Below are 17,516 nucleotides of genomic sequence, written 5' to 3' on the forward strand. Positions count from 1 at the left end.
GGATTCAGCATGACCGAAAGCTTCGTGACCCAATGCCCGAACTGCAGCACCAGTTTCCGCGTGAACCTGGCCCAGCTAGCTGTCGCCCAGGGCTCGGTGCGCTGCGGCGCCTGCCTGCAGGTGTTCAACGCTGCCCGCCAGTTGCGCGAGCAGGGTCATCACATCCCGGACATGCGCACGGCCGCACCACCAGCAGCAACAGCAAAACCACCTGCACCTGCACCCGCACCCGCACCCGCACCCGCACCCGCACCCGCACCCGCACCCGCACCCAGTATCGCAGCAGTGCCGCCCGCGCCTGGCAAACCGGCGGGCAAACCAGACGACGGCACGCTGTGGATCCATGACGACCTGGATCTCGATGGTCTGGATCTCGACGAGGAACTGGCCAAGCTCGAAGCCCAGGAGCAGCAGCTGTCCCGTCAGTTCCTCGAGCTCGATCTGCCCGCCCGGCAGACGCCGAGTTTCGACGATCAGGACGATGACGAGCCTGCCGAGGACGAACGCTGGGCAGAAGCCCTGCTGCGTGACGACCCACCGGTCAGCAAGCTGGAGCTCGAACCGCTCGGCGAGCGCCCGACGCCGAGCATCGACTTTGGCCAGCCGCCACCTGGCAAGGCCGCCGAGCCGCTGCCTCCGATTCCCAAGACGCCCGGCCTGCGCGACGTGCTGGGCACCCCGAAGCCCGCTGCCACGCGCCGTGAAGAGCCGCAGGCGGAGCCGGCCTTCAGCCTGAGCGCGCAACGCGACGACGAGCCCGAGCCCGCTCCACTTGCCGATACCCCTGAGGATGACGAGCCGGCCACGCCGCCGCGCGTGGCAAAGAACGCCCAGAAAACCCGCGCGCGCAACGAGCCGAACCTGCGCGACGAGGCGCTGTTCGAACTCGAAGAGGAACCGCTGCAGCTCGACTGGCGCCCGCCGCGCAAGCCATGGGGTCGCTGGATCGGCTGGGGGCTGCTCAACCTGCTCGCCGCCACTGCACTGGCCGGGCAATACGTGATCTACCACTACGCCGAACTGGCGCGCCAGGATCAGTACCGCCCCTGGTTCGAAAAGGCCTGTCCGGTGATCGGCTGCAGCCTGCCGTCCAAGGTAGACATCGAGCAGATCAAGAGCAGCAATCTGGTGGTGCGCAGCCATCCGGAATTCAGTGGTGCATTGGTAGTTGACGCAATCATCTACAATCGTGCGCCGTTCTCGCAGCCATTTCCGCTGCTGGAGATGCGTTTCGCCGATCTCAATGGCCAACTCATCGCCAGTCGCCGCTTCAAGCCCAGCGAATACCTGGCCGGCGAACTGGCCGGCCAGGCGGAAATGCCCCCGCAGACGCCGATCCATATCGCCCTGGACATCCTTGATCCCGGCGCGCGCGCGGTGAACTACAGCCTCAACTTCCACTCACCGGAGTAAGGCTCGGCAGCCGATAAGCGGTGCCAGGCGGACAGCCGTCTGCACCGCGGCCGACCGGCGACGCGGCGGGCCGGCGCGATCCAACTGTTCAGATTTTGTTCAAAACCACCTTTATCCGGTCATTCAGAGCGGGTATGATCTCCACCCTTTTTCGTACTCTCCTACTGGCCTCAACAGCACGTCTCTTGAGCAGGGAAGCCCTATGTCGGCGCTAAGCATCGGCCCCTATACATTGCCCAATCGACTGATCCTGGCCCCCATGGCCGGGGTCACCGATCAGCCGTTCCGGCAACTGTGCCGACGCCTGGGCGCCGGTATGGTGGTGTCGGAGATGGTCACCAGCGATGTGCGCCTGTGGAATACCCGCAAGTCGAGCCTGCGCATGATCCACAGTGGCGATCCGGAGCCACGCTCCGTGCAGATCGCCGGTGGTGACCCGCAGATGCTCGCCGAGGCGGCCCGCGCCAACGTGCAGCTGGGCGCGCAGATCATCGACATCAACATGGGTTGCCCGGCCAAGAAGGTCTGCAACAAGGCCGCCGGTTCCGCTCTGCTCAAGGACCAGCCGCTGGTGCAGGCGATTCTCGAGGCGGTGGTGGCTGCGGTCGATGTGCCGGTCACCTTGAAGATCCGCACCGGCTGGGACCGCCAGAACAAGAATGGCGTTGAGGTCGCGCGGATTGCCGAGCAGTGCGGCATCGTCGCCCTGGCGGTACATGGCCGCACCCGCGCCGACCTGTACACCGGCGAGGCCGAGTACGACACCATCGCCGCGATCAAGCAGGCGGTATCGATTCCGGTACTGGCCAATGGCGACATCGATTCGCCGGAAAAAGCCGCCCAGGTGTTGGCCGCTACCGGTGCCGATGGCCTGCTGATCGGCCGGGCGGCCCAGGGCCGCCCATGGATTTTCAGAGAAATAGAGCATTACCTGCGCACCGGAGCCCATTGCCCGGCCCCTGCGCTGGCCGAGATCGAATGCATTCTGCTCGAGCACCTGGCCGCCCTGCACGCCTTCTATGGCGATGTAATGGGCGTGCGCATCGCTCGCAAGCATGTGGGCTGGTACCTCGCGACGCTGCCCGGCGCCCGCGAATTCCGTGCCCGGTTCAATCGTCTGGACAGCCAGGAGGCGCAATGTGCAAGCGTTCGCCAGTTCTTCGGTGAGCGCTACAACGACGAAAAAGAGGCTGCCGCATGACACTGATGAACGAGACTTTAGGAAGTGGGATTGCACCCGTGAGCGACAACACCAGCTTGAAACAGCACCTCAACACACCGAGCGAAGAAGGCCAGACCCTACGCGGCAGCGTCGAGAAAGCCCTGCACAACTACTTCGCTCACCTAGAGGGTGCGGACGTCACCGACGTCTACAACCTGGTGCTCACGGAAGTGGAAGCCCCGCTGCTGGAGACCGTCATGAACTACGTGAAAGGCAACCAGACCAAGGCTTCCGAGCTGCTGGGCCTGAACCGCGGCACGCTGCGCAAGAAGCTCAAGCAGTACGATCTGCTGTAATCACCGAAATCCTGAAGAAGGGCGGCCTTGATGAGCCGCCCTTTTTACTGATTCCCCTGCTGATGGATCCTGTAATGACCGACCAGACCACCCGCCTCCCCGTCCGCCGTGCGCTGATCAGCGTTTCCGACAAGACCGGCATCCTCGAATTCGCCCGCGAGCTCGTCGCCCTCAACGTGGAAATCCTCTCCACCGGTGGCACCTACAAGCTGCTCAAGGACAACGGCGTGGCAGCAGTGGAAGTGGCCGACTACACCGGCTTTCCGGAAATGATGGACGGCCGGGTGAAGACCCTGCATCCGAAGATCCACGGCGGCATCCTCGGCCGTCGTGCCCTCGACGGCGCGGTGATGGACGAGCACGGCATCAAGCCGATCGACCTGGTTGCAGTCAACCTGTACCCCTTCGCTGCCACCGTGGCCAAGCCGGGTTGCGACCTGGCCGACGCCATCGAGAACATCGATATCGGCGGGCCGACCATGGTTCGCTCGGCCGCCAAGAACCACAAGGACGTGGCCATCGTGGTCAATGCCGGCGACTACCAAGCAGTCATCGACTCCCTGAAGCTCGGTGGCCTGTGCTATGCCCAGCGCTTCGACCTGGCCCTCAAGGCCTTCGAACACACCGCCGCCTACGACGGCATGATCGCCAACTACCTGGGCACCATCGACCAGGGCCGCGACAGCCTCTCCACCGAAGATCGCAGCCTGTTCCCGCGCACTTTCACCACCCAGTTCGTCAAGGCGCAGGACATGCGCTACGGCGAGAACCCGCATCAGCAAGCCGCGTTCTACGTCGAGCATGCCGACGAAGCCTGCGTGGCCACCGCCGTGCAGCTGCAGGGCAAGGAACTGTCGTTCAACAACGTGGCCGACACCGACGCCGCGCTGGAATGCGTGAAGAGCTTCGTCAAGCCGGCCTGCGTGATCGTCAAGCATGCCAACCCGTGCGGCGTCGCCGTGGTTCCCGAGAACGAGGGCGGTATCCGCAAGGCCTACGACCTGGCCTACGCCACCGACAGCGAGTCGGCGTTCGGCGGCATCATCGCCTTCAACCGCGAGCTGGACGCTGAAACCGCCAAGGCCATCGTCGAACGCCAGTTCGTCGAAGTGATCATCGCCCCGAAAATCAGCGCCGCAGCCCGTGAAGTAGTGGCCGCCAAAGCCAACGTGCGCCTGCTCGAGTGCGGCGAGTGGCCAGCTACCCGTGCGCCGGGCTGGGATTACAAGCGCGTCAACGGCGGCCTGCTGGTGCAGAGCCGCGATATCGGCATGATCACCGCCGACGACCTGAAGATCGTCACCCAGCGCGCGCCGAGCGAGCAGGAAGTCCATGACCTGATCTTTGCCTGGAAAGTGGCCAAGTTCGTCAAATCCAACGCCATCGTCTACGCCAAGAACCGCCAGACCGTCGGTGTCGGCGCCGGCCAGATGAGCCGCGTCAACTCCGCGCGCATTGCCGGCATCAAGGCCGAGCACGCAGGCCTGCCGGTACCGGGCGCGGTCATGGCCTCGGACGCCTTCTTCCCGTTCCGCGACGGTATCGACAACGCCGCCAAGGCCGGTATCACCGCGGTGATCCAGCCGGGTGGCTCGATGCGCGACAATGAAGTGATCGCCGCCGCCGACGAGGCAGGGATTGCGATGGTGTTTACCGGCATGCGCCACTTCAGGCACTAAATCGGCCGCACTCGGACAGGCATCTGCGGCGTTGCAGCTGGCTCCGATAATGCTCATTGCCAACAGGCACTCCGCTTATCGAAACCAGCCGCGCCTTGCATCTACCGGCCCGGTCGCGACCTCGGAATTTGTAGGGCGGATAACGCTTCGCTTATCCGCCACGCGGGCTCAAGGCCTGCCTCCATTGGGAGAGAGACATGAACGTATTGATCATCGGCAGCGGCGGTCGTGAACACGCCCTGGCCTGGAAAGTGGCGCAGGACAAGCGCATCGCCAAGGTCTTCGTCGCTCCCGGCAACGCCGGCACCGCCACCGAAGCCAAGTGCGAGAACGTGGCCATCGACGTGCTGGACATCCAGGCGCTGGCCGACTTCGCCGAAAAGAACGTGCAGCTGACCATCGTCGGCCCGGAAGCACCGCTGGTGAAGGGCGTGGTGGATCTTTTCCGCTCCCGTGACCTGGACATCTTCGGCCCGACTGCCGCCGCTGCCCAGCTGGAAGGCTCCAAGGCCTTCACCAAGGATTTCCTGGCCCGCCAGAAGATCCCGACGGCCGACTACCAGAACTTCACCGAGGTCGAGCCGGCGCTGGCCTACCTGCGCGAGAAAGGCGCGCCCATCGTCATCAAGGCCGATGGCCTGGCGGCGGGCAAAGGCGTGATCGTTGCCATGACCCTGCAGGAAGCCGAGGACGCGGTGCGCGACATGCTCGCTGGCAACGCCTTTGGTGACGCCGGCTCACGCGTGGTGATCGAGGAATTCCTCGATGGTGAGGAAGCCAGCTTCATCGTCATGGTCGACGGCGAGAACGTCCTGCCGATGGCCACCAGCCAGGACCACAAGCGTGTTGGCGATGCCGACAGCGGCCCGAACACCGGCGGCATGGGCGCCTACTCGCCGGCGCCGGTGGTCACCGCCCAGGTGCACAAGCGGGTGATGGACGAAGTGATCTACCCGACCGTGCGCGGCATGGCGGCCGAAGGCAACGTCTACACCGGTTTCCTGTACGCCGGCCTGATGATCGACAAGTCAGGCGCGCCCAAGGTCATCGAGTTCAACTGCCGCTTTGGCGATCCGGAAACCCAGCCGATCATGGTGCGCCTGGAAAGCTCCCTGGTGCTGCTGGTCGAGGCGGCGCTGGCCAAGGCGCTGGACAAGGTCGAAGCGACCTGGGATCCACGCCCCACCGTGGGCGTGGTGCTGGCCGCTGGCGGCTACCCGGGCGACTACGCCAAGGGCGACGTGATCGAAGGCCTCGATGACGCTGCGCAGCTGGAAGGCAAGGTGTTCCATGCCGGTACCGCCCTGCAGGACGGCCAGGTTGTCACTGCCGGCGGCCGCGTGCTGTGCGCCACCGCCATCGGCGCCAGCGTCGCCGATGCCCAGCAGCAGGCCTATCGCCTGGCCGCGAAGATCCGCTGGAACGGTATGTTCCATCGTAACGACATCGGCTATCGGGCAATCGCCCGCGAGCGCGGCGAAAAGTGAAGTAACAAGACGGCGGCATCAACCGATGCCGCCCGTCGGCAATGCCCCGGAGTCCGCTGATCGACAGCGTGTTCTGGCTGTCAGGATAGCGTCTCAGTTACATAGTCTGCACCACCACGGCCGGCTATAGTTCAGCCGTATAACCTAAAAGGGATTGCCACGTGCGACGGCTCAGGATCGCCATAGGTCTACTCGTCAGCCTGCTGTTGACCGGCGTCTGCCTGTCGAGCACAGCCGCGCCGCGGGTCGTCACGCCCTATGCCAGCGGCTGGTCGGTACTGGTCGACGACAGCGCCCAGCTGACGCTGGACGAGGTGCGCAGCCGGCGCAACCAGTTCCTGCCCCTCGATGACCTCGCCTTTACCTACCCGCCCAGCCAGAAAGCCGTGTGGTTGCGTTTCGACGTGCCCGGGCATCAGCCGCCGTACTGGCTGTGGCTGTTCGCGCCACGTGTGCAGTATCTCGATTACTACCTGCTCAACGGCCCGCTGATCGAACAGGCCGTGCACAGCGGTGAGTCGATGCCGATGAGCTCGCGCCCGCTGCCTTCGCGCGCCTACCTGATGTCGCTGCCCAACGACGGGCAGGCCCGGGAAGTCTATGTGCGGATGACCTCCAACCATCCGCTGATGGCCTGGTTCAAGGTCATCGACGAGGCCGAGCTGGTCAGCCTGGAGAAACCGGCCTACCTGTTCGGTGCGCTGCTCGGCGCGCTGTTGCTGGTGGTCGTCTACAACCTGATCCGCTTCGCCTACATGCGCTCGGTGTGCAGCCTGTGGCTGGCCGGCCTGCATGCCGGTCTGGCCGTCTGTGCGGCCGCCAACCTGGGCCTGCTGGCGGCCTGGGTGCCGAGCCTGGGCTACAACCAGTCGCTGATCGCCGACATCAGTGCGCTGCTCGCCGCGTTCTGTCTGTCCGCGTTCGTGCTCGGCTTCTTCCACAACACGGCGATGCAGCGCAGCAAGCTCAACCTGATCCTCCAGGGCCACGCCCTGCTGACCCTGCTGCTGGGCCTGACCATCCTGATCACCGGGCTGCTGTGGTACAGCGCGCTGGTCTACCTGATGGTGTTTCTCGGTACCCTCGCGGTGCTGCTGGTCAGCGGCGTGCACTGGCACAACGGCTACCAGTCGGCGCGCCTGCTGGTCGTGGCCATGGTGGTGTTCAACGTCGGCTTCGGCCTGTTCATTCCCATCCTGTTCGGTTTCGACCAGCTCGACCCGGGCTGGCTGGTCATCGGGGTGTTCACCATCGCCACCCTCAGCGGGGTGATCCTCAGCGCCGCCCTCGCCGAACACCACCGCCAACTGCAGCGCGCGGCTTCGCGTGCGCGCACCGCCCTGGCCGCCAACGACGCCGAGCTGAAGGCCAAGGCGGAGTTCCTGGCCAAGATCAGCCATGAGATCCGCACGCCGATGAACGGCGTGCTGGGCATGACCGAGCTGCTGCTCGGCACACCGTTGTCGGCCAAGCAGCGCGACTACGTGCAGACCATCCACAGCTCCGGCAACGAGCTGCTCAACCTGATCAACGAGATTCTCGACATTTCCAAGCTGGAGTCCGGGCAGATCGAGCTGGACGACGTGCAGTTCGACCTCAACGCCCTGACCGAGGACTGCCTGGACATCTTCCGCGCCAAGGCCGAGCTGCAGAAGATCGAGCTGATCAGCTTCATCCAGCCCCAGGTGCCACGCATCGTCAGCGGCGATCCGACGCGCCTGCGACAGATCCTCCTCAGCCTGCTGGACAACGCCTTCAAGCAGACCAGCGAAGGCGAGATCCTGCTGGTGGTGGCCCTCGATACCAGCGGCCAGCAGCCGCGCCTGCGCTTCGCCGTACAGGACAGCGGCCATCCGCTCGACGCCAGCGAGCGCGACGCCCTGCTCAACACCGAATTGCAGAGCCGCGACTTCCTCTCCGCTACCCGCCTGGGCAGCCGCCTGGGGTTGATCATCGCCCGCCAGCTGATCCTGCTGATGGGCGGCGAATTCGGCATTCAGAGTGGCGGCAACCAGGGCTCGACCCTGTGGCTGACCCTGCCGCTCGACGACGCCCGCCTGCAGCAGCCGAGCACCGATATCGACGGCACCCTGCAAGGCACCCGCCTGCTGGTGGTGGATGACAACGACACCTGCCGCAAGGTACTGCTGCAGCAGTGCAACGCCTGGGGTATGAACGTCAGCAGCGTGCCGTCGGGCAAGGAAGCGTTGGCGCTGCTGCGCACCCGGGCACACATGCGCGAATACTTCGACGTGGTGCTGCTCGACCAGGACATGCCGGGCATGAGCGGCATGCAGCTGGCGGCCAAGATCAAGGAAGACCCGAGCCTCAACCACGACATCCTGATCATCATGCTTACCGGCATCAGCCATGCGCCGAGCAAGATCATCGCCCGTAACGCCGGGATCAAGCGCATCCTCGCCAAGCCGGTAGCCGGTTATACGCTCAAGGCCACCCTGGCCGACGAACTGGCCCAGCGTCAGCGCGGGGCAGACGCGCCTGTCGTCGCCAGCCCGGCGAGCCTGGAGGTGCCCGAGGATTTCCGCATCCTGGTCGCCGAAGACAACAGCATCTCCACCAAGGTGATCCGCGGCATGCTCGGCAAGCTCAACCTCAAGCCGGACACGGCAAGCAATGGCGAGGAAGCCCTGAGCGCCATGAAGGCCCAGCGCTACGATCTGGTGCTGATGGATTGCGAGATGCCGGTGATGGACGGCTTTTCCGCCACCGAGCAGCTGCGTGCCTGGGAGATCGCCGAACGCCGGCCACGCACGCCGGTGGTGGCTCTGACCGCGCACATCCTCAGCGAACACAAGGAACGCGCGCGCCAGGTCGGCATGGACGGCCACATGGCCAAGCCGGTGGAGCTCTCCCAGCTGCGCGACCTGATCGAATATTGGGTGGGCGAACGCCATACCCAGAGCCAGGACGATACCGTCGTCTCCTGATGCGGCTCCTAGAATTTTCGATGCCGCCCGCGCCGCCAAGGCATCGCCGACTCCCCAGATAGAGCGCCCATGGATATCAAGCAGCTCAAGTTTCTGATCGCCCTCGACGAAACCCGCCACTTCGGCCAGGCGGCCACCCGCTGTCATGTCACCCAGCCGACGCTGTCGATGCGCCTGCGCAACCTGGAGAACGAACTCGGCCTGGAGCTGGTACGCCGTGGCCAGCGCTTCGAAGGCTTCACCGCCGAAGGCGAGCGGGTACTGGCCTGGGCGCGCAGCCTGATGGCCGCCCATGATGGCCTGTATGCCGAGGCTGCAGCCTGCCGTGGGCAGCTGGTCGGCACCCTGCGCCTGGGGGTGGTGCCGTTGTCCGGTTTCGACCCCATGGAGCTGGTGCGGCTGTTCGCCGAGCAGCACCCGGGGCTGCGTTTCCAGCTGTTCGCCCTAAGCAGCGACCAGATTCTCGAGCGTCTGGGCAGCAACCAGCTGGATCTGGGCCTCTCCTACCTGGACCGCCTGGATCGCGAGCACTTCGACAGCCTGGAGCTGGCCCCCACACGCATGGGCCTGCTGTACGACCGCCGCCACTTCCAGTTCACCGAAACCACCCTGCGCTGGGAGAGCCTGATCGACCTGCCCCTGGGCTTGCTGTCGGCCGGCATGCACTTTCGCCAATCCATCGACCACTGTTTCCGCTCTCGCGGCCTGACCCCCCTGCCCAAACTGGAAACCGATGCCGTTCACCAACTGCTGCAAGCCGTCAGCGCCGGGCTGTGCTGCTCGATCATGCCGCTGCGCAACGGCCTGGCCGAATTCACCAACGAGCTGATCCTCACGCCCATCGAGGACGCCCACACCCTGGCGCCCCTGGGCCTGATCATGCGCCATGGCGCGCCCCGCTCGCCCCTGGCAGAAGCCTGCTTCAGCGAAGCGCGCACGCTGATCAACGCCTGATCGACGCTGCGTTTTCGTCACCGGGCGGCTGAACGGCGGTTGCACCGCGATCGGCACGGCCGCCCAGGTACCAGCCCAACAACCCCCATACGGCGGCGCACAGTGCACCGATCAGGGCGATCAGCGCCACGCCTTGGCCGAACAGGTCGAGCAGGCTCTTGGCCCAACCGCTGAGGGCATCGCCGCCGCGATAGACCACGGTGTCGATGAAGTTCTTGGCCTTGTACTTGCTCTCGGCATCCAGCGGCGCGAAGAGCATTTCCCGACCCGGGCGCACGAAGGCGTATTCGCCGACACGCCGCACGATCATCAGGCCGGCCAGTACCGCGAAGGTGGGCGTCATGGCCAGGGCCAGAAAGCCTGCGCACATCAGGATCGGCACAGCGGCCAACAGGCTACGCACGCCGAGGCGCTGGGCCACGCGGCTGGTGATGAACAGCTGGGCCAGCAGCGCGCCGGCCTGCACCACGAAATCGATCAGCCCGAAGACCCGCACCTGCTCGTTACGCTCGGGAAACAGCTCGGCCACCAGCCGCGCCTGCTCGAAGTACAGGAAGGTGGTCGTGGTGGCGAGCAGGATGACGAAGGCACAGATGCCCAGCAGATAGGACGATCCCAGGATCCGCGTCACTCCGCTGAACGGGTTCCCCGCCACCGGCTGCCGCGGACTCTCCGCCGGACTGGCGCCCGGCCGCCCAGCGCCGGCGTACTCACGCCAAGCCATCAGGTGATGCTTGAGCGCCAGCGCAGCGGCCAACAGCACTGCCGCCAGCAGCGCCAGGCCACTGGCCCCGATACCCCCGGCCAGCAACGCGCTCAACGCCGGGCCGGCCAGGCCGCCAACGCTGGCGCCCGCAGCGATAAAGGCGAACAGGCGCCTGGCCTGGGGCGAGTCGAATACATCGGCCATCAGGCTCCAGGCCACCGAGACCACGAACAGGTTGTAGACCGATATCCACACGTAGAACCCTCGCGCCAGCCACAGGCTGTCGGCCACCAGCCAGAATGCCAGCGCGAAGGCCAGCAGGTTGACGCAGAAGAAGCCGTATACCCAGTCGATGAAGCGGATACGAGGCACCCGTGAGTTGAGCCAGGCGAACAGCGGAACGGCCAGCAGCATGACCACGAAGGTGGCGGTGAACAGCCATTGCAGGTTGTCCACCCCGGCCTGGATGCCCATCGACTCGCGAATCGGCCGCAGCATGAAGTAGCCACAGAACAGGCAGAAGAACAATGCAAAACCGGCCAGCGCCGCAGTCAGCTCGCCGGGCTGCGCGTTGATGGCGCGCGCCAGGCGCTGGGGCAGGGAAAGGGTCATGGCGTATCGGCTTCCGGGCGTCGAAAGGTGCAGTATGGCTCACGGCACCACGCCTACCCCGGCAGCGGCCTGTCAGGCGTCGGCCAGCCAGGCCCCAACCTCACCATAGGGATAGGCCTCCAGCGCCGCAAAGCCCCTTATCTGCCGGGCCTTGAGGCGGGTGAACAGCGGTGCGCTGAGACCGCAGAGAAAGCGCGCCAGGCACTCGTTACCCGGCAACTCGCCGTTTCGCGCGGCCTGATGGGCAGCGATGAACGGCGCGCACAGACCGTCGCGATCGCGCTCTGCCAGGGGCGGCAGTTGTGGCGGCTCGGGCAGATGGGCGATCTGGCCACGGCACACCGAGCAATGCCCACAGTGCGATGGCGCCTGCTCGTCACCGAAGTAGCGGGCCAGACGATGGCTCAGGCACTCCTCGCTGGCGAACAGCGCGAGCATGGCCTGGATCCGCCGGATCTCGCTGCCCTCCTGGGCCACGAAATAGGCATGCAGCTCGCCGGCCAGCAAGTGCACGTCGAAGTCCGCCTGCAGCACGGCGTAGACATCGGTCATCTGCTTGCTTTCCAGCTCGATCCAGCCGCGCTCCTGCAGATAGTCCAGCGCCTTGACCACCCGCGCACGCTGGGCCTGATGCTGGCCATAGAGCGCGTCGAAATCCACGGTGCACCAGGTGCGGGCCCGGGTGGACGCATTGAAGATGGCGTCGACGAACTGCCGCCGCTCACCCTCGAAGCGCGCCAGCAAGGCGTCCGGCTCGACTAGGTACTTGAAGCGATATTCGGCGAAGTAGGCGTAGCGCGGCGCGATGATGCCGCGCAGCTCCAGCTGCACCAGCAGGGTCTTGAGCGGCAATTGGCGGATGTTGCTGTGATCGCTCAGCGCATTGATGGTCATTTCCCACTGCCCGCCCTGGCTGTTGCCGCGAATCTCCTCGAGCACCCGGACGATACCGCCCAGCTCCGGCGTGTCGCCGTACACGAAGTTTTCCAGCACGTTGAGGCTGTCGCGATTGGCCTGCACCAGGCAGTCGGAAGCCTCGCCGTCGCGGCCGGCACGACCGATCTCCTGGCTGTAGTTTTCCACCGACTTGGGCAGATCGAAATGCACCACGTTGCGGATGTCGCGCTTGTCGATGCCCATGCCGAAGGCGATGGTGGCGACGATGCAGCTCAGCTCGCCGGCCATGAAACTACGCTGGATCGCCTCGCGCATCTCATGGCCCATACCGGCATGGTAGGCACTGACGGACAGGCCCCGCTGGCTCAGTTGTTCGGCGACCTGCTCGGCGGTCTTCTGCTGGGTCACGTAGACGATGCTCGCCTCGCCCTGCTTGGCACCCAGCCACTGTTCGAGACGCCGCTGCTTGTCGCGCCCCGCTACGGGCTCGACCAGCAGATTGAGATTGGGCCGGTAAAAGCCGGTGGTGACCACATCCTCGGCGGCGATGGCGAATTTCTTCTGCATGTCGGCGATCACCGGCGGCGTTGCCGTGGCGGTGAGCAGCAGCACCTGAGAGATGCCGAACTGGCGCTGATAGTCCGGCAGCTTCAGGTAGTCCGGACGGAAGTTGTGGCCCCACTCGGAGATGCAGTGGGCTTCGTCGACCACCAGCAGGGAAATCGGCACTTCACCGATGAAGTTGCGAAAGCGCTCGTTCTTTAGGCGCTCGACGGAAATCATCAGGATCTTCAGCTCGCCGGACTTGGCCTTGGCCATGGTTTCGTTGATCTGCTCGCGGCTCTGGGCCGAATCGATGCTGGCCGCGCTGATGCCGTGGCGGTGCAGAAAAGCCAGCTGGTCCTGCATCAGCGCCAATAGCGGCGAGACCACCACCGTCAGGTGCGGCAGATGCAGGGCCGGCAGCTGGTAGCACAGGGATTTGCCCGAGCCGGTGGGAAAGATCGCCGCCGCCGAGCGGCCGCCGAGCACGGCGCTGATCACCCTTTCCTGGCCGGGGCGCAGTTGATCGAAACCGAAGACACGTTTGAGGGTAGACATGAGCTGTCACTCCGTTGACCGCTGAATGGCCAATAACCGTAACCTGTGTGGCATGCATTTCACAGCGCACAGCCACCCGGGGACTGCGAGAAGTGTTGCACCATAAATGACAAAGCCGCCCGAAGGCGGCTCTGTCAGCAAGCACAGGTCAGCTTACAGCTGCGGGCCGGCGCTCTTGATGGCATCGCTCACTTCGAACTTGGTGAAGTTGTCGATGAACAGCTTGGCCAGGCCTTTGGCGGCCTCGTCGTAGGCGTTCTTGTCAGCCCAGGTGTTGCGCGGGTTGAGCAGGTTGGTCTCGACGCCCGGAACGGCTTTCGGCACGTCCAGGTTGATGATCGGCAGGTGCTCGGTTTCGGTACCGATCAGCGCGCCGCTCTGGATCGCGGCGATCACGCCACGGGTGGTCGGGATGTTGAAGCGCTTGCCGACGCCGTAGCCGCCACCGGTCCAGCCGGTGTTGACCAGATAGACCTTGGAGCCGAAGGCCTGGATGCGCTTGATCAGCAGCTCGGCGTAGACGCCGGCCGGGCGCGGGAAGAAGGGAGCGCCGAAGCAGGTGGAGAAGGTCGACTTGATGCCGGGACCCGAACCCATTTCGGTGGAACCGACCAGGGCGGTGTAGCCGGACAGGAAGTGGTAGGCCGCCTGCTCTTCGTTGAGGATCGACACCGGCGGCAGTACGCCAGTCAGGTCGCAGGTCAGGAAGATCACCGCGTTCGGCTCGCCACCCAGGTTCTTCTCGCTGCGCTTCTCGACGAACTCCAGCGGGTAGGCAGCGCGGCTGTTCTGGGTCAGGCTGTCGTCGCTGTAATCCGGCTTGCGCTGCTCGTCGAGCACCACGTTCTCCAGCACCGTGCCGAACTTGATGGCTTTCCAGATCACCGGCTCGTTCTTCTCGGAGAGGTCGATGCACTTGGCATAGCAACCGCCCTCGATGTTGAACACCACGCCAGTGCCCCAGCCGTGCTCGTCGTCACCGATCAGGTAACGGCTTTCATCGGCGGACAGGGTGGTCTTGCCGGTGCCGGACAGACCGAAGAACAGGGTCACGTCGCCTTCTTCACCGATGTTGGCCGCGCAGTGCATCGGCAGCACGTCGGCGGCCGGCAGCAGGAAGTTCTGCACGCTGAACATGGCTTTCTTCATTTCACCGGCGTAACGCATGCCGGCGATCAGCACCTTCTTCTGGGCGAAGTTGATGATCACGCAGCCATCGGAGTTGGTGCCGTCACGCTCCGGTACGCACTCGAAGTTGGCGACGTTGAGAACCTGCCACTCCTGCTTGCCGGACGGGTTGTACTGGGCCGGCTCGATGAACAGCTGACGGCCGAACAGGTTCTGCCAGGCGGTGGCAGTGGTCATCTTGACCGGCAGGTAGTGCGCTTCGGCGGAACCTACATGAACGTGGGAAACGAAGCTGTCCTGGGCATCGGAGAAGGCTTGTACGCGATCCCACAGGGCATCGAACTTGTCGGCTGGAAACTTGCGGTTGATCGGGCCCCAGCCGATATCGGCCGAGGTGCTCGGCTCGTCGACGATGAAGCGGTCGACCGGAGAACGCCCGGTACGGTGGCCGGTGCGTACAACCAGAGCACCGGTGGACGCCAGTTCGCCTTCACCGCGACGAAGGGCTTCTTCGACCAGTTGGGCAGTGCTGATGTCGGTGTACACAGCGTTGTTGGCTTGCGTCATGTGAGTCCCCGTCGGCCGAACGGCCGAGTCTTCCAAACGTTTGTAGCCCTGCGCGGAGCAGGGCTACAGCTAAAAAAGTGCGCGGATTATGCCAGAAAAGCGGGCTACGGGTGCAGCCCCCGATTCAGAACAGCCTGCGCGTTGTTGACAGCCCTCAGTGACGGGTGTCGGAGGGCTGCTGACTGCCACCGCCGGCGAACAGCTGAGCGATATCGGCAGCATCGAAGCCATAGCGTTCGTTGCAGAACTGACAGTCGATTTCCACGCGGCCGTTATGCTCGCTGACCAGCAGCTCGGCATCGGCACGCCCTAAACTGACCAGCGCTTTGGCCGAGCGTTCACGCGAGCAGCTACAACGGAAGCGAATGGCCCGCGGCTCGAACAGGCGAACCGTCTCCTGGTGATACAGGCGATGCAGCACGGTTTCGTTGTCCAGGCCCAGCAATTCCTCGTTCTGCAGGGTGTTGGCCAGGGTCACCAGGTGCTCCCAGCTGGCGGCGCGCTCGTCGTCGTCGGGCAGGCGATCGGCTGGCAGTTGCTGGAGCAGCAAGCCGCGGGCACGCAGACCATCGGCGCACAGCCAGAAACGCGTGGCCAGCTGCTCGGACGTGGCGAAGTAGTTGCTCAGGCAATCGGCCAGGGTGTCGCCGTCCAGCGAAACGATGCCCTGGTAGCGCTGGCCCTGTTTAGGGTCGACGGTCATCGCCAGCACGCCTTCGGGCATCAGCTGCGGCAATCCGTCGCCCTCGGCGATGCGTTCGGCCTCGAAACGGGCGATGCCGCGCACGTCGCCTTCGCTGGAACACTCCACCATCAACAACGGCACCGGGCCCTCGGAGCGCACCTGCAGCACCAGCAGGCCGTCGAACTTCAGGGTGCCGACCAGCAGGGAGGCAGCAGCCAGCAGCTCGCCCAGCAGTTGCGCCACCGGGCGCGGGTAGTCGTGCTTGGCCAGCACCTGCTGATAGCTGCCGGACAGCCCGACCAGCTCACCGCGCACATCGGTGTCGTCGAAAATAAAGCGTTGGGTGAAGTCGGACATAACGGCTCGCCTGCTGATGGATGCAAGACGGACCAGGAGCGCACCCCTGGACCGGGGGGCCGGCAATTTTAGGCGCAAACACGGCGTCGACCAAGTTGAATGCGAAGAACGGCCAAGGCGCCGCTGCCTGAACGCCGGCTGAACAAAGCCGGGAAACACGCCAGCCAGGTGCCCAGGCTGCCTAGAATTGGCGGTTTTCCTCGAAAGCCCTCGCCATGCATCTCGCTCTCAACGCCCAATGGCGCCCTCGCGCGCTCATCATCAGCCATCTGCTCATCGCCCTGCTGTTCGCCAGCTGGTTGTGGCCGGTCACCCGCCTGTACTGGAACCAGTTCGATGTGTGGCTGTTCCATCTGCTCAACGATCCCGTACATGCCGCCGGCCTGTGGGCGCATATCTGGGCCATCGGCAGCATGCGCCCGGTGGACGCGGGCGTCGGTGTGGTGATGCTGGCGATCATGCTGCGCGCCGGCCTGATCTTCCCGGCCAACCAAGTACGCACCGGGCTGTATGCGTTTCTGGTCGCGCTGATCGTCATGCTGCTGATGCGCGTGGGCTTTTCCGACCTGGTCGAGTACATGGGCTGGCAGCATGCCAGTCCTTCACTGCAGATTGACGGCAGCGCACGGTTGACCGAGATGTTCCCGGCCTGGGAAGAACGCTGGGATCTCAAGGACAGCGCCAGCCGCAGCTTCCCAGGCGACCACGCCTCGGTACTGATGATCTGGGCAATGTTCTGCAGCTTCTTCGTCAGCGGCTGGCGGCGCCTGCTGGTGTGGACGGTGGCGGTGGTCGGCATGCTGCCGCGCCTGGTCGCTGGCGCCCATTGGGGCGCGGACGCCCTGGTCGGCGGCGTGCTGCTCAGCGTGCTGGGCATCGCCTGGAGTTGCTACACGCCGCTGGCCTACCGCGCCAGCGCGGCTATCGAGCGTGCCACTGCGCCGTTGATGCGACCCCTGGCACGGCTGCCGGTGATCGGCGCCTTCGCGGTGGTCAGCGGGCGCTGATCACTGCGCGCGCAGAGCAGGCCACCCTACTCCACCCACTCCCCGGAACCGCCGCGCAGGTAGAACAGCTGCCGGCGCTGCTTCTTGCTCGGCCGCCCCTCGGTCTGCACGCCCAGGGCACCAGCCTTGCGCTGCTCGGCCGCCTTCTCGCGGCGCACGATACTCTCGCCGGTCTCGGCGTATAGGGTCTGTGCCTCGGGCGCCCCGCGACGCACCACCGATAGCGCCTGCACCACCACGGTTCGTTCATCGAAACCAGTACGAATCACGTACTCTTCGCCCACCTTCGGCTCCTTGCCCGGCTTGCAGCGCTCACCGCGACAATGCACCTTGCCGCCTTCGATCGCCGCCTTGGCCAGCGCCCGGGTTTTATAGAAGCGTGCGGCCCACAGCCATTTATCCAAGCGAACCTTGTCATCGGCATCCTGCTTTGCCACCCTTACCTCACTCATTGCAA

The 17,516-nt window shown here is 64.9% G+C and carries 13 protein-coding genes; 8 read left to right on the forward strand and 5 right to left on the reverse strand.

All coding sequences use genetic code 11. The features are described from left to right. The first annotated feature begins 9 nt into the window (after positions 1–9). From BM154_RS21240 to BM154_RS21270, 7 genes are all read left to right on the forward strand, one after another. Positions 10–1,413 (forward strand): DUF3426 domain-containing protein, encoded by a 1,404-nt coding sequence (locus BM154_RS21240; protein WP_074889128.1) that lies wholly within the window; start codon positions 10–12, stop codon positions 1,411–1,413. 202 nt (positions 1,414–1,615) lie between these two features. After that, positions 1,616–2,614 (forward strand): tRNA dihydrouridine synthase DusB, encoded by a 999-nt coding sequence (gene dusB, locus BM154_RS21245; protein WP_074889131.1) that lies wholly within the window; start codon positions 1,616–1,618, stop codon positions 2,612–2,614. Then, positions 2,611–2,931, forward strand: coding sequence for a DNA-binding transcriptional regulator Fis (gene fis / locus BM154_RS21250; protein ID WP_070884611.1), 321 nt, complete (start codon positions 2,611–2,613; stop codon positions 2,929–2,931). Before dusB ends, fis begins: the two co-directional genes overlap by 4 nt. A 74-nt stretch (positions 2,932–3,005) precedes the next feature. Beyond that, the gene (gene purH, locus BM154_RS21255; protein WP_074889134.1) at positions 3,006–4,610 is read left to right on the forward strand and encodes a bifunctional phosphoribosylaminoimidazolecarboxamide formyltransferase/IMP cyclohydrolase; all 1,605 of its coding nucleotides are present in this window, start codon (positions 3,006–3,008) and stop codon (positions 4,608–4,610) included. A 197-nt stretch (positions 4,611–4,807) separates the two neighbouring features. After that, positions 4,808–6,097, forward strand: coding sequence for a phosphoribosylamine--glycine ligase (gene purD / locus BM154_RS21260; RefSeq protein ID WP_074889136.1), 1,290 nt, complete (start codon positions 4,808–4,810; stop codon positions 6,095–6,097). A gap of 161 nt (positions 6,098–6,258) precedes the next feature. Next, positions 6,259–9,045 (forward strand): hybrid sensor histidine kinase/response regulator, encoded by a 2,787-nt coding sequence (locus BM154_RS21265; RefSeq protein WP_074889139.1) that lies wholly within the window; start codon positions 6,259–6,261, stop codon positions 9,043–9,045. Positions 9,046–9,114: 69 nt separating this feature from the next. After that, on the forward strand, positions 9,115–9,999 hold the full coding sequence (locus BM154_RS21270) for a LysR family transcriptional regulator (RefSeq protein ID WP_074889142.1): 885 nt from the start codon (positions 9,115–9,117) through the stop codon (positions 9,997–9,999). On the opposite strand, the gene BM154_RS21275 is transcribed toward BM154_RS21270, so the two are convergent. The 4 genes from BM154_RS21275 to hslO form a co-directional block, all read right to left on the reverse strand. Beyond that, positions 9,989–11,317, reverse strand: a complete 1,329-nt coding sequence (locus BM154_RS21275) for an NTP/NDP exchange transporter (RefSeq protein ID WP_074889146.1) — start codon at positions 11,315–11,317, stop codon at positions 9,989–9,991. The genes BM154_RS21270 and BM154_RS21275 overlap by 11 nt on opposite strands. Before the next feature lie 72 nt (positions 11,318–11,389). Next, a complete protein-coding gene (locus BM154_RS21280) occupies positions 11,390–13,315 on the reverse strand; it encodes a RecQ family ATP-dependent DNA helicase (protein ID WP_074889149.1) in 1,926 nt (641 codons plus the stop codon). Positions 13,316–13,468: 153 nt separating this feature from the next. Continuing rightward, positions 13,469–15,010 carry a phosphoenolpyruvate carboxykinase gene (locus BM154_RS21285; RefSeq protein WP_074889152.1) on the reverse strand — a complete coding sequence of 514 codons (1,542 nt, stop codon included), beginning with the start codon at positions 15,008–15,010 and terminating at the stop codon, positions 13,469–13,471. A gap of 154 nt (positions 15,011–15,164) precedes the next feature. Then, entirely contained in the window at positions 15,165–16,052 is an 888-nt protein-coding gene (hslO, locus tag BM154_RS21290) for an Hsp33 family molecular chaperone HslO (RefSeq protein WP_074889156.1), read from the reverse strand. A gap of 215 nt (positions 16,053–16,267) precedes the next feature. Here hslO and BM154_RS21295 point away from each other — a divergent pair, with 215 nt between their 5' ends. Next, on the forward strand, positions 16,268–17,059 hold the full coding sequence (locus BM154_RS21295) for a phosphatase PAP2 family protein (RefSeq protein WP_074889159.1): 792 nt from the start codon (positions 16,268–16,270) through the stop codon (positions 17,057–17,059). 26 nt (positions 17,060–17,085) lie between these two features. Here the strand turns inward: BM154_RS21295 and BM154_RS21300 are convergent, their stop codons facing one another. Beyond that, positions 17,086–17,511, reverse strand: coding sequence for an RNA-binding S4 domain-containing protein (locus BM154_RS21300; RefSeq protein WP_074889162.1), 426 nt, complete (start codon positions 17,509–17,511; stop codon positions 17,086–17,088). Positions 17,512–17,516: the final 5 nt, after the last annotated feature.

Origin of the sequence: Phytopseudomonas argentinensis, from assembly GCF_900113905.1 — a bacterium.
In the GTDB taxonomy this organism is placed as follows: domain Bacteria; phylum Pseudomonadota; class Gammaproteobacteria; order Pseudomonadales; family Pseudomonadaceae; genus Aquipseudomonas; species Aquipseudomonas argentinensis.

Coding starts and splice junctions, on each gene's coding strand:
- BM154_RS21240 (WP_074889128.1), top strand. CDS start 10: ATGACCGAAAGCTTCGTGACCCAATGCCCGAACTGCAGCACCAGTTTC.
- dusB (WP_074889131.1), top strand. CDS start 1,616: ATGTCGGCGCTAAGCATCGGCCCCTATACATTGCCCAATCGACTGATC.
- fis (WP_070884611.1), top strand. CDS start 2,611: ATGACACTGATGAACGAGACTTTAGGAAGTGGGATTGCACCCGTGAGC.
- purH (WP_074889134.1), top strand. CDS start 3,006: ATGACCGACCAGACCACCCGCCTCCCCGTCCGCCGTGCGCTGATCAGC.
- purD (WP_074889136.1), top strand. CDS start 4,808: ATGAACGTATTGATCATCGGCAGCGGCGGTCGTGAACACGCCCTGGCC.
- BM154_RS21270 (WP_074889142.1), top strand. CDS start 9,115: ATGGATATCAAGCAGCTCAAGTTTCTGATCGCCCTCGACGAAACCCGC.
- BM154_RS21275 (WP_074889146.1), bottom strand. CDS start 11,317: ATGACCCTTTCCCTGCCCCAGCGCCTGGCGCGCGCCATCAACGCGCAG.
- BM154_RS21280 (WP_074889149.1), bottom strand. CDS start 13,315: ATGTCTACCCTCAAACGTGTCTTCGGTTTCGATCAACTGCGCCCCGGC.
- BM154_RS21285 (WP_074889152.1), bottom strand. CDS start 15,010: ATGACGCAAGCCAACAACGCTGTGTACACCGACATCAGCACTGCCCAA.
- hslO (WP_074889156.1), bottom strand. CDS start 16,052: ATGTCCGACTTCACCCAACGCTTTATTTTCGACGACACCGATGTGCGC.
- BM154_RS21295 (WP_074889159.1), top strand. CDS start 16,268: ATGCATCTCGCTCTCAACGCCCAATGGCGCCCTCGCGCGCTCATCATC.
- BM154_RS21300 (WP_074889162.1), bottom strand. CDS start 17,511: ATGAGTGAGGTAAGGGTGGCAAAGCAGGATGCCGATGACAAGGTTCGC.